The 14,054-nt window shown below is 43.9% G+C and carries 7 protein-coding genes and 1 pseudogene; 1 reads left to right on the forward strand and 7 read right to left on the reverse strand.

Going from position 1 to position 14,054, the window contains the following annotated elements:
- Nucleotides 1-34: 34 nt before the first annotated feature.
- From WA1_RS49930 to WA1_RS54365, 7 genes and pseudogenes are all read right to left on the reverse strand, one after another.
- Nucleotides 35-832 carry a hypothetical protein gene (locus WA1_RS49930; RefSeq protein ID WP_017741053.1) on the reverse strand — a complete coding sequence of 266 codons (798 nt, stop codon included), beginning with the start codon at nucleotides 830-832 and terminating at the stop codon, nucleotides 35-37.
- A gap of 392 nt (nucleotides 833-1,224) precedes the next feature.
- Nucleotides 1,225-2,139, reverse strand: coding sequence for a cation diffusion facilitator family transporter (locus tag WA1_RS49935; protein WP_017741054.1), 915 nt, complete (start codon nucleotides 2,137-2,139; stop codon nucleotides 1,225-1,227).
- A gap of 32 nt (nucleotides 2,140-2,171) precedes the next feature.
- Nucleotides 2,172-2,717, reverse strand: a complete 546-nt coding sequence (locus WA1_RS49940; protein WP_017741055.1) for a hypothetical protein — start codon at nucleotides 2,715-2,717, stop codon at nucleotides 2,172-2,174.
- Between the two features lie 38 nt (nucleotides 2,718-2,755).
- Nucleotides 2,756-5,878 carry an efflux RND transporter permease subunit gene (locus WA1_RS49945; protein ID WP_026134416.1) on the reverse strand — a complete coding sequence of 1,041 codons (3,123 nt, stop codon included), beginning with the start codon at nucleotides 5,876-5,878 and terminating at the stop codon, nucleotides 2,756-2,758.
- 132 nt (nucleotides 5,879-6,010) lie between these two features.
- Nucleotides 6,011-7,747 carry an efflux RND transporter periplasmic adaptor subunit gene (locus WA1_RS49950; protein WP_017741057.1) on the reverse strand — a complete coding sequence of 579 codons (1,737 nt, stop codon included), beginning with the start codon at nucleotides 7,745-7,747 and terminating at the stop codon, nucleotides 6,011-6,013.
- A 263-nt stretch (nucleotides 7,748-8,010) separates the two neighbouring features.
- Entirely contained in the window at nucleotides 8,011-9,984 is a 1,974-nt protein-coding gene (locus WA1_RS49955) for a heavy metal translocating P-type ATPase (RefSeq protein WP_017741058.1), read from the reverse strand.
- Nucleotides 9,985-10,295: 311 nt separating this feature from the next.
- Nucleotides 10,296-10,448 (reverse strand): annotated as a pseudogene (locus WA1_RS54365) (CemA family protein); the annotation flags it as partial.
- A 279-nt stretch (nucleotides 10,449-10,727) separates the two neighbouring features.
- On the opposite strand from WA1_RS54365, the gene WA1_RS49960 reads away from it, so the two are divergent.
- A complete protein-coding gene (locus WA1_RS49960) occupies nucleotides 10,728-13,709 on the forward strand; it encodes a cation-translocating P-type ATPase (RefSeq protein WP_017741060.1) in 2,982 nt (993 codons plus the stop codon).
- Nucleotides 13,710-14,054: the final 345 nt, after the last annotated feature.

Raw genomic sequence — 14,054 nt, forward strand, 5'->3', positions numbered from 1 at the left:
AGTATTTATTGTGTCAAAAATTCGGACAGAAAAACTATTCATTCATGTTGCGGTAGGTAGCAACGGCTGAAGGAGAACTGCGGTTAAGGTAACGAAAAATCCAATACTTAACAATAGTATCCATTATTACTGGAACCGTAGCAATAAACAGAGAGATAAAACTCTTGTTTTCTGGAAGACCAAAATGAATTAAAATATTTTTAAAAATTATTTCCCAACCATACGGAGAGTGATAACCGACAAATATATCTGTAAATAGAATAATTAAAAAAGCTTTGGCAGAGTCACTTAAACTATAAGTCGTATCGCTCACAAAAGACTTGAGAATAGATAGCTGTTGCTTAGCTGTTAAAATTAAAATAATGAATGCAAATGCTGTGAGTACATCTGCAAAGATATTTGTAACTGCATTAATACTTTCAGCTTTATATTCTTCTGCTATAGTAGTGGCTTTTTCCTTGAGCTTGTTCTGTACTACCTCAGCAGAAAGTTTTGGGATTTTACCAATTCGAGCTTCAAAGTAAAGGATTTGCTCAAATCTTTTTAGTTCAGCTAAGGCTGTTTCTTGTTGAGAAGAGTTTAAAAAAATATCCACCTTTTCTTGATTCCAAAATTTTTCAATTAGCGGACTGACTACAAAAGTTCTAGAAAGCTGATTTACTAAAAGGGGAACTATAATTAGAATTAACAAAAACCGGATAGAAGAAATAGTTTGATAACGAGAAGCGCGAAACTCTTCAATAACTTTGGACTCTGCATTTGGATCTAACGCCTGCTTAAATTTTCCTATAGTCCGCAGGATAGATCGGGGAATAATGCTGATCTTTTTCATCTGAATTTACAATAGATATCCAAAAGCACAGTTTTATAAAGTAGTGACACAACTAGAAAGTGTTAGAAATCTGTAAAAGTCAAGGCTTAGGGAGCTAACATCTATTGTATGGAATCAAAATGAAATCAAGATGAAAAATTAACAAATGAAATAATATTAACCCGGAAAATAGTTGTGTGGATTTTGTTGTTTTTATCAAAAACTTAATCAACTAGTACATGAAGGCAGAAGTACGGAGGCAGAGGGCAGAAGGCTCAAAAGCTTATAATAAAAGCTTTTTGTCTGTTACTAATGGTTGCTTTATTTCCGCCGCGCTGTACTAGTTAATCGTCAGAAATTGAGAAATAAAAATTGAGAGTACGAAAATCGCTATTTTTGGCTCTTTCTTAGCTTTAAACAACATTCTCTTGAGCAAGAGGACATGGATAACTCGGGTCGCCAGTTTCTATTTGGATTGTGGTGTGTTCAATGCCAAAATGGTCGTGCAGCTCTCGATTGACCTGCATTAAAAAAGCATCGCCGGGGTATCCTGTAAGTATAACCAAGTGAGCCGTGAGCGCTGTCTCGGTGGTACTCATCGCCCAAATATGAAGGTCGTGAACACTAGCCACACCAGGAAGCTCAGCTAGGTACGTGCGAACGGCAAGCGGCTCAATACCTGCTGGTACGGCATCCGTTACCAAGTTGAGAGATTCTTGGAACAATTGCCAAGTACCTACAACAATGACAGCAACAATAATCAAACTCACAACTGGGTCGAACCAAAGCCAACCAGTTGTAACAATGGCAATGCCAGCCAGTACCGCACCCAAAGACACTGCTGCATCAGCAATCAGGTGGAGGAAGGCTCCTCTAATGTTTAAATCCCTCTCGCGCCCAGATAGGAACATCAAGGCACTTACCGTGTTAATAACAATACCGACTGCTGCAACACCGATAATCGTACCGCCTGAGACTGAGCTAGGTTCAGCAAAACGCCGAATAGCTTCCCATGCGATCGCGCCTGAGGCGAAGAGCAGGAGAATAGCGTTCAACAGAGCAGCTAAAATTGAGGAGCGACGCAGCCCGTAGGTGCGACGCAGTGTCGGTCTGCGCCTCGAGAGAAGGCTTGCTCCCCAGGCAAGTAGTAAACCCAAAACATCACTCAAATTGTGACCTGCATCGGCAAGCAGGGCAAGGGAATTGGCAACTAACCCATAAATTGCTTCAATGATGACAAACCCACTATTGAGAGCAACGCTAATGATGAAGGCACGGTTGTAATTAGTCGGTTCGTGGTTGTGTCCGTGGTTGTGCTGGTGAGCCATGACTGCTTTCTTGTCGCTATTATCATCTCGAATTACCGCTTGAAGGTAAAGCGACCGTTCACTTTTTCCCCGTTAATATCAGAAAGAATAGCAACTTTATACTCACCTGCTGCCTTTTCAGGAAAGACAGCATGGTAGTGTTTTTCCTTAGCATCATAGGTGAGGGGAAGCGATTTTTGACTACCATCAGGCAGTTGAATTTGAGCTGTTACATTAGCATTGGTAACACCCTCGTGACCCTCACCTTTTTCCAAATAGAAATCCATGTGGGTTCCATCAGCTTCTTTCTGGGCCACTAACTCTAAATGGTACTGACCGGATTCTATAACTTGACCGCCATGAGAGTCACCATTTTTGCTATCATGGGAGTGACCATCTTTTTCATTATGAGCGTGACCGTCATTTTTACTGTGCGCTTGCCCATCTTTAGCTGTAGTTTCTGTGTTGGCAGCTGTTTGTGTATTTGAGTTTGTTGAGCTACCTTCTGAATTAGTGGCTTGATTACTGCCACTACAAGCACCTAAAAAAAGTAATCCCATGCTGCCTAAAACGATGAAGCCGGTCTTGAGAAATTTCATTAATTGAGACTCCTGATTAATATTTTGTGAATTAATAATTAAAAAGTTGCTTCTCCTACAATTTGAGACTGAATAATAGGTTCAGCCTTTTTCTTTGGAACCATAAACTTGCCAAACTGGATATACAAAGCAGGAAGTACTAGCAGGGTTAAAGCAGTAGAGGTAAACAAACCACCCAATACCACAACTGCTAGTGGCTGGAGAATTTCTTTTCCGGCTCCACTACCAATCACCAACGGTACCATACCAAGAGCTGATGCTAGTGCTGTCATTAAGATAGCAACTAGCCGTTCCATTGAACCTTCCATGAGAACTTCCCGCAGGGACTGCCCTTGCGCTAATCTGTGATTGTAGTTATCAACCAGGAGTAGCCCGTTGCGTGCAGCCACTCCGAATAGGGTAATAAATCCTACCATCGAAGCCACAGAGATAATACCACCAGTTAAGGCAATGGAAATCACGCCACCAATTAATGCCAAGGGTAAATTAATCAAAATCATTATGGTTGCAGGAATCGATCTGACAGCAAAGTAAAGGAGTACGGAGATCGCTACAAAAGCTAATGCTCCAGCCCAAATTAAAGTTTTCGTAGCTCCTTCTTGCGCTTCAAATTGACCACCGTATTCAATATAATACCCAGAGGGCAGTTGCACCTCTTGCTTAACTCTGTCTCGAATATCTTTAATTGCAGAACCTAAATCCCTCCCTGCTACGTTGCTAGATACGACAATGAACCGGGAGACGTTTTCGCGGTTAATGGTATTGGGACCTGTACCGTAGTCAATTTTGGCGACTTGAGCCAAGGGAATTTTCTGTCCGTTGGGTGTATCAACTAATAAATCCCGAATAATTTCTATATTATTCCGGTAATTTTCTTGCAACCACACCACGAGGTCAAAAGTTTGTTGCTGCTCTAAGACTTGGGAGACGACTCGCCCATTCAGAGCAGTTTCAATTGTCTCTGAAAGTTCCCCAATCGTCAGACCATAGCGAGCAGCTGCGTCGCGGTCAAACTTAATCTGCACCTGTTTAATTGGCACTTGGGGTTCTAGTTGCAGGTCAGCCAAACCGCGAACCTCACTCATCGCTGATTGCACTCGTTGACCAATGGTACGGAGTTGTTCTATTTCCGGACCAAAAATTTTGACTGCTATAGCACTCCGTACCCCTGAGAGTACCTCATCCATTCGGTGAGAAATAAAACCACCGATATTAGGCACGACTCCCGGAATCTTATCAAATTCCTCTCGAATCATGTCAATAGTCTTTTCTCGGTCTTTCACTCCCTCCTCGCTAATTTGTACATCTAGTTCCCCAAAGTTGGTACCAACTATTTCTGAATCGCCTTGAGCTCTCCCAGAGCGAAATTGAGCGGATTCAATCATAGAGTTACTGTTAAGAGCTTCCTCTATTGCCAACCCCACTTGATTACTGGCATTTAGAGATTGACCGGGCATAAGACTGACGGCAATCACTAAGGCGCGGTCTTGAAACTCTGGTAAAAAAACTTGCCCTAATGATGGTAAAACTACCATTGAAGCAATGAAGCTAGCTAAAGCTGTTAACAAAACAATTTTGGGGCGACGAATCGAAAACCTCAAAGCTGGACGATATAATCGATGTGCTTGACGTTCCACCCAGGTTTCTGTACTTGGTAAACGTCGGTTTACTAGCAACAAGGCGCACATCGCCGGGGTCAGTGTCAATGCCACCAAGGTAGAAGCGGCAATTGACAGCAGATAAGCTACACCCATGGGTGTAAAAATGCGACCTTCCACACCCGAAAGTGCAAAAATTGGTGCAAAGACAACAGAGATAATGATAGTAGCGAAGAGAACGCTAACGCGCACCTCAACTGAGCCATCAAAGACAACTTGTAGCGGTGGCACGGGGTTTCCGGCAATTTGGTTTTCTCGCAAGCGACGGTAGACATTTTCCATATCGACGATCGCGTCATCTACCACCGAACCAATAGCAACAACGAGTCCGCCCAGAGTCATAGTGTTAATGCCTTGTCCCGTCCAATTGAGGATCATCATCCCCAATAGCAACGACACGGGAAGGGCGCTCAAACTAATGATCACCGTGCGCCAATTCATTAGAAATAGAATCAGGACAACAGAGACGATAATAATACCATCGCGCAGAGCTTCTTCAACGTTCTTGATTGAGGCTTCAATAAAATCTTCTTGGCGGAAGGTGGTAGTAATTTTGACATCCTTAGGCAGACCTGCTTTGATTTCTGACAAAGCTGCCTCAACAGCCTTGGTAATAGTTGGTGTATCACCCGTTGGCTGTTTGTTTACGGTCAAAACCACTGCTTTCTTGCCCGCAACACTGCCATCGCCACGTTTGAGTGCTCCACCAATTTGTATGTCAGCAACCTGTTCAAGCAGCACTGGTTTGCCATCACGCGCTTTAATGACCGATTTTTTCAGTTCCTCAATAGACTCAATTCGCCCAACTCCTCGAACCAACGTTTCTTGATCTGAAGTCAATAAAAATCCCCCAGGCGCATTTGCGTTGGCTGCCTTGGCTGCCTCTGTAACATCATCTAGGGAAACATTAAACGCTCTTAGCTTCGCTGGATTAACCAGCACCTGATACTGACGCTCCTCCCCACCAGTTATTTGGACACTACTGATACCAGGAACCGCAAGGATGCGGTTTTTCACTGACCAATTAACAGTACGCCACACCTCCATGATAGGAGTGGTTTCGGAGGTAAAAGCGTATCTGACAATGATTCCCAACGGTGAACTGACAGGGAGCACTTCTGGCTGTTCTACGCCTTGCGGTAGTTGAGAGCTAACCTGTTGCAACCGCTCTGTCACCAACTGACGGGCGCGATAAATTTCCGTATCCCAAGTGAAGACGGCTCTTACAGCAGAAAGACCTACAGCAGAAGCGGAACGCAAGACTTCCAATCCTGGAGTTCCGTTAATTGCACTTTCCAATGGTCGGGTCACTAGGGACTCGACTTCCTCTGATGCAAGTCCTGGGGCTTCGGTCTGTATTTCCACTTGCGGCGGAGCAAAACTAGGAAACACATCCAACGGCATTTGAGTTAGGACACGAAAGCCCCACAGGCTAATTATAATGGAGGTAATGACCACCAGCCAGCGCTGGGCGATCGACCATTTGACTATGGAATTAAGCATATGTTGATTTAAATAGATATAGTCACAGGGAATTTAGGAGATAAAATTAATTTTCACTCGCTGACTTTGACTCCCCCGCTATCCTCAACAGCTATCCACTTGGCAACAGCACTAAATTCTGGTGATTTTCTGTTAATTTGGCTGGTGAGGACTTTTATTATCCTCATCCTGTACAGCGGAGGAAGATAAGGTTGGCTGCTTGTGGTTGTGGTTGTCGAGATAAACCTCTGTTTCATAAGGAACAGCGTTATACTCGGAATTACCCACTGCTACTGTACGGTAACGGGTACGACGACTAGACCAGGAATTACCCGCCACGAAAGCACCAGTGGCAATTGCTGTGCCTCCCAGTGCTCCAATTAACCATAAAGGTAGCGGGTAATTATGAGTTTCAGCCTTAGTCTCTTCTGATTGTGAATGCGCTTCTTCCTCTCCTTCTGAATGCGAATGCCCTTCAACATTCTCCTTTCCTTCCTTAGGCTTGTTACCGCCTCGCAAAGACTGTGCGTAAAGTTGTGGCGCACGCTGGGTAACTATTGAATCTCCCTCGAATAGCCCACTAGTGACTTCTACCAAATCCCCAGATGTTTGACCTAACGTCACTTCAGCTGACTGGAAGGCCTGACCATTTTGTACGTAGACCATTGTTTGACCATTTGCCTCTACCACAGCAGTTCTGGGAATTGCTACAATAGTTCTTGATTTTTGGTCTGTCAAAACTTCTAGTTGGGCAAACATTCCTGGCTTGAGCACACCGCCTAAATTTTCTATTTCGGCTTTCACAGGCACGACACGTGTATCACCTGCTACTACAGACCCAATCACGGTAATACGTCCAGTGAAGGTGCGGTCAGGCACAGAAGCAACTTTGACATTAACTCGTTGACCAGTCTTTACTTTGTCTAAATCTTTTTCATAGATGTTGGCTGTGGCGAATACCCGACTATCATTGACAATCGTCATTAGTTTACCACCTGCATCCTCAAATGCTTGACCAAGGGTAACTTCCCTGTCAGCAACTCTGCCGGAAATTGGAGCTGTCACCGTCACAAGTCCTTTAGCGTTGGCGCGGTTTCCCAGTTGTTGCAGTCTAGTACGATAAGCGGCGTAGCTCAGTTGGATACGCGATTTGGCAACATCAACGGCAGCAGAAGCGCGTTTCAGTTGATTTTCCGCCTCAATAACATCCCGACGGCTTGAAGCTTTGGTAAGTTGAGCTTTTGCTTCTGCTAGCTTGGTTTGGGACTCCAGCGCATCGCGACGGGGGAGAGCGCCTGAATCCGCTAATTGCCGGTCTTTATCAGACTTTTCTTGGGCAAAAGCCACTAGGCTCTGGGCTTCGGCTATTTCCGCTGCGGCTATCTGCTGATATCGCTCGTAGCTTTGCTGGGCTAACCTTAAGTCAGCTTGCGCCTGCTGTAAGTCAGCTTCACCTTGGGCGAGTTTTTCCTGAGATTCAACACGCAATGTTACCAAATCGGGACTGGTTAACACGGCAACGGGTTGACCTTTTTTTACTGATGCACCAGGTTCTACCAACAGCTCAATCACTTTCGCCTGAGAAATTGGGGTAGTCACTTCTACTTTTTGGCTGGGCAAGTTTTCAATTTGCCCGGTAGTTTTAATGCCAACAGCTAGCTGCTGCCGTTTGACTGGCTCAACTTTAATTTCTAGCCGTTTGGCTGTTGCGGCATCAACTTCAACAGAACCTGTTGGTTCGCCTCCTCCTTGAAATTCACTTCCACTTCCGTGATTATGTCCAGCACCCGCTAAAACAACTTCGGGAGCAGATAGCAGGAGCAGGCTCAGGAGTCCTCCAGAAATACAGCGGAGTCTCGTAGGTTTTTGGGAAAATTCAAGGCTGTGCATTATCGGGAGTGTCCTTAAGTAATGAGGAACTAGAGTAACGGCTCAAGGCTGGGATTTACGTCCTGTTATAATTGCTAGCCATACAATAAATTTTTCATACTAACAGGACTTCCTTTGCACTAGTTTGTCACATGAAGATGAAATTGCTGTGAAATTTTTAGCTCTCCTTTAACAGATATATAAGAATTCCATAATTTTGACTTGAAAAGTATTTTATGGTGCGTGAGATAGAGTTATTTAACTTCATCAGCTAAGACGGCAACCTATCTCCAAACTCTACCAGCATTGAAGATGGCCAGTAGTGCCACACCCACATCAGCAAAAACGGCTTCCCAAAGTGTTGCTACTCCGAAAGCTCCTAAGATGATAAAGATACCTTTAACGATCATAGCAAGGATGATATTCTGCCAAACAATTCTGTTAGTTTTTTTACTAATATGAATGGCTTCAGACACCTTGGAGGGCGCATCGGTCATAATGACGACATCGGCAGTTTCAATCGCTGCATCCGAGCCTATACCCCCCATTGCCATACCCACGTCAGCTCTAGCAATCACGGGCGCATCATTAATGCCATCTCCTACAAATACAATCCTTTTACCCTTGCGAGCTTGGCGAAGGAGTTTCTCAATTGCATCAACTTTGCCTTCAGGTAACAAATCTGCTATGTAAGAGTCCAGCCCCAAAGAGCGAGCTACTCCCGCCGCTACTGCCCGGTTATCTCCTGTCAGCATCACGGTTTGTTCAACCCCTAAGTTTTTCAAAGACCGAATTGCTTCAGCCGCGTCTTCTTTTAGCTCGTCAGCAATGATAATTCGTCCGGCATAACGCCCATCAACCGCTAAATGCACCACTGTTCCTTCTACGTTACAGACATCATGGTCAATATTTTCTCGGTGTAGAAAGCGGTCGTTACCTGCGATCGCAACCTGATTTTGGACTAGTGCTCGAATTCCATGCCCAGCAATTTCCTCGTAGTCTTGCACATCCGAGTTGTTAATTGGCTTACCATAGGCATCTCGAATTGACTTAGCGACTGGATGGTTGGACTGGGATTCTAGTTTAGCTGCCAGTGTCAGGAGTTCTGCCTCACTCAAGCCATTTTTAGGTATCACCTCAGTGACTTTAAAAACACCCTTGGTTAAAGTTCCAGTTTTATCAAAAACCACCGACTGAACTGCTGTTAGAGCATCCAGAAATGTTGCACCTTTGACCAATATCCCACGTTTAGCTGCTCCTCCAACTCCACCAAAGTACCCCAACGGTATACTAATTACCAAACCACAGGGGCAGGAAATGACTAGCAGGATCAATGCACGGTAGACCCACTCATTGTGGGTTGCACCTGGAATAAATAACGGGGGAAGCAAAGCCACCGCCAGAGAGACAAAAACGACAATTGGTGTGTAGTACCGGGCGAATCGGGTAATAAACTTTTCTGCCTCAGCTTTTTTGCTGCTAGCATTTTCTACCAGATCCAGAATTTTGGCTATCGAAGATTCGCCAAACAGTTTCGTGACTTTGACCGTTAACACGCCTGACTGGTTAATCATACCTGCTAAAACAGGTTCCCCGATTTGAACGGTTCTGGGCACTGACTCTCCCGTCAAAGCCGAAGTATCAACCTGAGAATTGCCTTCTAAAATTTCGCCATCTAAGGGAATTTTCTCTCCCGGTTTGACCAGAATCGTATCACCGATCTGAACGGCTTCAGGTGAAACGGTTTTGACTTCACCGTTGACTTTAAGGTTGGCAGAATCGGGGCGAATTTCTAGTAGAGATTTGATTGAGCGGCGAGAGCGACCAACTGCAAACTCCTGAAATAACTCCCCAACTTTGTAGAACAGCATGACTGCAACGGCTTCCGGAAGTTGGTGAATAGCGATCGCTCCCAAAGTCGCCACTGTCATTAGAAAATTCTCGTCAAACACCCGGCCCTTAAGAATATTGCGTCCGGCGCTGGTCAAAACAGTCCAACCACTGAGAAGGTAAGCCGGAATGAAAACTAGGTATTCGCCAATGGAGAAGGGCGTGTTATGTAAAGGTTTTTCATACACTAAACCCAGGGCAAATAGGGCTATTACTACAGCAACTGGAGCAACTTCCTTTTTCACATTGAAATCGCCGTCCCCGTGACTGTGTCCATGCTCGTGGCTGTCATCATCGTCATGATTGTGGTTACGAGCGTACTTATCATGGTCACAAGCACCGCAGTCCGAACTGTTGCGTTTTCCCATCTTTGCCTCCTGGGTTTAGCTCTATTTATGAATATCTGAATTACTGTTCATACTTTTAATAATATCTGAAAAGGGGGGCAAGTGGCATACATTTAGCAACTCATTTTTAAATTTTTAGTGTACGAATACTCTAAATTTGTATACTTGAATACAACGGTGTTTAAAATAGATGCGAAACCGAGCCATACCTATAGGAATTTCCATATTGATGCCAACAACTTGCAGATTCACCCTTGGTATACAAACCTTTCCTTTACTAGAATGACAGGTCACTATAAAATCAAGATGAAATTTTGACTACTTAATAAAAATTATTTATTCATGTTGCGATAGGTAACTACCGCTGAAGGGGAACTGCGATTGAGGTAGCGAAAAATCCAATATTTGAAAATGGTATCTATTGTCACTGGGACAGTAGCAATGAACAACAGAATAAGACTCTTGTTTTCTGGAAGACCGTAATGGTAAATAAGATAATGGTAAAATATCAAATTTTCTCTGATGGATGTGTAAATGTAGGAGAAAATCAAATTTTACCAAACCTGTATGCATCGATTCAAAATAAGTTCAGTTTTGAAACATCAACTGGAAAATTTGCTCTTTAAATATTTCACTTCAAGTTTTGATAATTACCATTGCCCAAATGTAAACCTTCTTCAAGCAGCTAATATTTCATCCTGATTTCATCAATTTCTGTCAATGTAAGTATAGAAGTGAACCAGTAACACAGTTAGCAAGCTCCCATGAAATCTGAATTATCCGACTCTGCATCTAATACAGCCATACCTTGGCATGCTCTAGAAATTGAGCAAACGTTAAGACTGCAAGAAAGCAACCTTGACAATGGTTTGACTTTTCAGCAAGTATCGGAACGGTTGCAGCAATACGGTACTAATGAATTACGGGAATTTGGCAGCCGCAAACCTCTATCTATCCTGATAGACCAGTTTACCAACATCATGTTAGTAATGCTGATGGCGGTAGCAGTAGTTTCAGCAATTTTAGATTTGCGAGCGGCTCAGTTTCCCAAAGATGCGATCGCTATATCTGTTATTGTCATTCTCAACGGTCTGCTTGGCTTCGTGCAAGAAAGCCGCGCTGAAAAAGCCCTCGCAGCCCTCAAACGGCTGAGTTCTCCAAAAGTGCGAGTTGTACGTGACGGCAGAATTTTTGAGGTGGAAGCATTGGAACTAGTGCCTGGGGATGTTATCTTTTTGGAAGCTGGAATGCAAGTTGCCGCAGATGGTCGTTTACTGGAAGTACAAAATTTGCAAGTCCGGGAAGCTGCTTTAACTGGGGAAGCAGAGGCAGTTCACAAACGCTCTGCTGGTAATTTACCAGAAAATGCTTCCTTGGGAGACCGTATCAACATGGTATTTCAAGGCACAGAAGTTGTCCAAGGACGGGCAAAAGTGCTTGTTACGGCTACAGGGATGCAAACTGAACTTGGTAAAATTGCCGCCTTGCTCCAGTCCGTCGAGGCTGAAACGACTCCCTTGCAACAGCGAATGTCCCAGTTAGCCAATGTTTTGGTAACAGGTTCCCTTGGTTTAGTGGCATTGGTTATTATCGGCGGTATTTTGCGGACGGGTAGCTTCAAATACTTTGAGCAACTGTTAGAAGTTTCTTTAAGCATGGCTGTAGCCGTTGTACCGGAAGGGTTGCCTGCTGTCATTACCGTTACTTTGGCAATTGGCACCCAACGAATGGTACGTCGTCAAGCGTTGATTCGCAAGCTGCCAGCAGTTGAGACATTAGGTTCGGTTACCACCATTTGTTCAGATAAAACAGGCACGCTGACTCAAAACAAGATGGTCGTGCAGTGGGTTCGCACACCTAGTCGTATTTTCAAGGTAACTGGAAATGGTTATGCTCCTATAGGAACATTTGAGTTACATCCCCCCGATAAGGATAAGTCAGATAGTATACTTAGCACACTTAACAAGAATAGCTACGCTCTCCAGTACACCGTAGAATCAAATATAAAGGAAGCCGTTACAGCTATAAATTCAAACGATTATCCAGAACTGGAACTGCTGTTACTTACCTGTGTACTTTGTAATGATGCGGTGCTACAGCAAAAGCACAATGAGTGGGAAATTTTGGGAGACCCTACAGAGGGAGCATTGCTATCTTTGGCGGGTAAAGTTGGCATGAAACAAACAAGCCTGCTAAATCAGTTCTACCGTGTTGCAGAATTTCCATTTTCCTCAGAACGCAAGCGGATGAGCGTGATTTGTCAGAGGCAAGATAGAAACGAGTTAACACAAATATTCTCCCTCCGCTCCTCACACCTCACACCCCATCCCCAGTTATTAATATTTACTAAAGGTTCGCCAGAATTAGTTCTAGAGCTTTGTACAACTTATTATGTTGGTACTTCAACATCTCAAATACTAGATGATGACGGAGTAGGCGATCGCTTCGCTGCGGCGCTCCATACCGAACTCTCTTTTGCTCTGAGTGCTGAAAAACGCGCTTATATTCTTGAGCAAAACAACCAAATGGCGCGTCAAGGACTGCGAGTGCTGGGGTTTGCCTATAAACCTTTAGATGCCATACCTACGGACGAGCGCTCAGAAGATACAACTGAGCGAGAGTTAGTCTGGTTGGGGTTAGTTGGAATGTTGGATGCACCGCGACCAGAAGTAAGAGAAGCAGTTGCTCAATGTCAGCAAGCAGGCATTCGCCCGATTATGATTACAGGAGACCACCAGTTAACAGCACAGGCAATTGCCTACAATTTAGGCATCGCTAAAGAAGGTGATTTTGTTCTCAACGGTCAGGACTTGGAAAGGCTTTCTACGGCTGAACTAGAGCAACAAGTTAACCAAGTTAATGTTTACGCCCGTGTTTCTCCCGAGCATAAACTACGAATTGTCCAAGCACTGAAAAATCAAGGAAAATTGGTAGCGATGACCGGAGATGGGGTGAATGATGCCCCAGCCCTCAAACAGGCAGACATTGGTATCGCAATGGGCATCACTGGCACTGATGTGAGTAAGGAAGCTAGTGATATGGTATTGTTGGACGATAACTTTGCCACAATTGTTCATGCGGTGGAAGAAGGACGGGTTGTTTACGACAACATTCGCCGCTTTATTAAATACATTTTGGGCAGCAACATTGGTGAAGTTTTGACAGTCGCCGCTGCTCCTCTCATTGGTTTAGGTGGAGTCCCCCTCTCCCCACTACAAATTCTCTGGATGAATTTAGTCACCGATGGTTTACCAGCCTTAGCTTTAGCGATGGAACCCCCTGAACCTGATGTAATGCGTCGTCCTCCATACAACCCTCATGAAAGTATATTTGCACGGGGGCTAGGATTCTACATCATTCGCATTGGCATTATCTTTGCCACGATCGCCATCGCTCTAATGGTGTGGGCTTATAACTATACCCAACAGTCAGGCGACCCCGAAAGATGGAAAACGATGGTATTTACAACATTGTGTTTAGCTCAGATGGGTCATGCACTGGCCATTCGTTCCAACACACAGCTAACTTTACAACTAAATCCATTCTCAAATCCCTACGTACTTGCGGCAGTTTCATTAACGACTGTTTTACAACTCATGTTAATTTATGTAGCGCCATTACAGGATTTCTTTAATACCCACTGGCTGAGTTTCCCAGAGCTTGCCATTTGTATTGGATTCAGTGCTTTGGTGTTTGTTTGGATTGAACTGGAAAAGTTGTTTCTCAAGTATTTTTTAACTCGTTGAAACACAATAAATAATATTTCATCCTAATTTCATTTGGACTTGTCAAGCTAAGTAATAGCTGAGTAGACTCCTTGTAATGCTCAATTTTGTCGTCAACTGGTTGATGCGAGAGCGGTAGCTAGTAGTCATTGCCACGTCATTATAAGTCTCTGGGAATTGCGTGTACTGACACAAAGGTTCAGAGAATTCTCCTGTCACTGCTTTAGATTAAAAATTCATCCTGATTTCATCTTGAAATTTCATCTTGATTTCATCTCGTTATGATATGCAAGTCATATCTCGCTTTCATCTAATTATGTCTTATACACTTTACAAATAGACAACAATATGTGTTTAAAAATTCCT

This window comes from Scytonema hofmannii PCC 7110 (assembly GCF_000346485.2).
Classification (GTDB): Bacteria; Cyanobacteriota; Cyanobacteriia; order Cyanobacteriales; family Nostocaceae; genus Scytonema; species Scytonema hofmannii.

Coding starts and splice junctions, on each gene's coding strand:
- WA1_RS49930 (WP_017741053.1), bottom strand. CDS start 832: ATGAAAAAGATCAGCATTATTCCCCGATCTATCCTGCGGACTATAGGA.
- WA1_RS49935 (WP_017741054.1), bottom strand. CDS start 2,139: ATGGCTCACCAGCACAACCACGGACACAACCACGAACCGACTAATTAC.
- WA1_RS49940 (WP_017741055.1), bottom strand. CDS start 2,717: ATGAAATTTCTCAAGACCGGCTTCATCGTTTTAGGCAGCATGGGATTA.
- WA1_RS49945 (WP_026134416.1), bottom strand. CDS start 5,878: ATGCTTAATTCCATAGTCAAATGGTCGATCGCCCAGCGCTGGCTGGTG.
- WA1_RS49950 (WP_017741057.1), bottom strand. CDS start 7,747: ATGCACAGCCTTGAATTTTCCCAAAAACCTACGAGACTCCGCTGTATT.
- WA1_RS49955 (WP_017741058.1), bottom strand. CDS start 9,984: ATGGGAAAACGCAACAGTTCGGACTGCGGTGCTTGTGACCATGATAAG.
- WA1_RS49960 (WP_017741060.1), top strand. CDS start 10,728: ATGAAATCTGAATTATCCGACTCTGCATCTAATACAGCCATACCTTGG.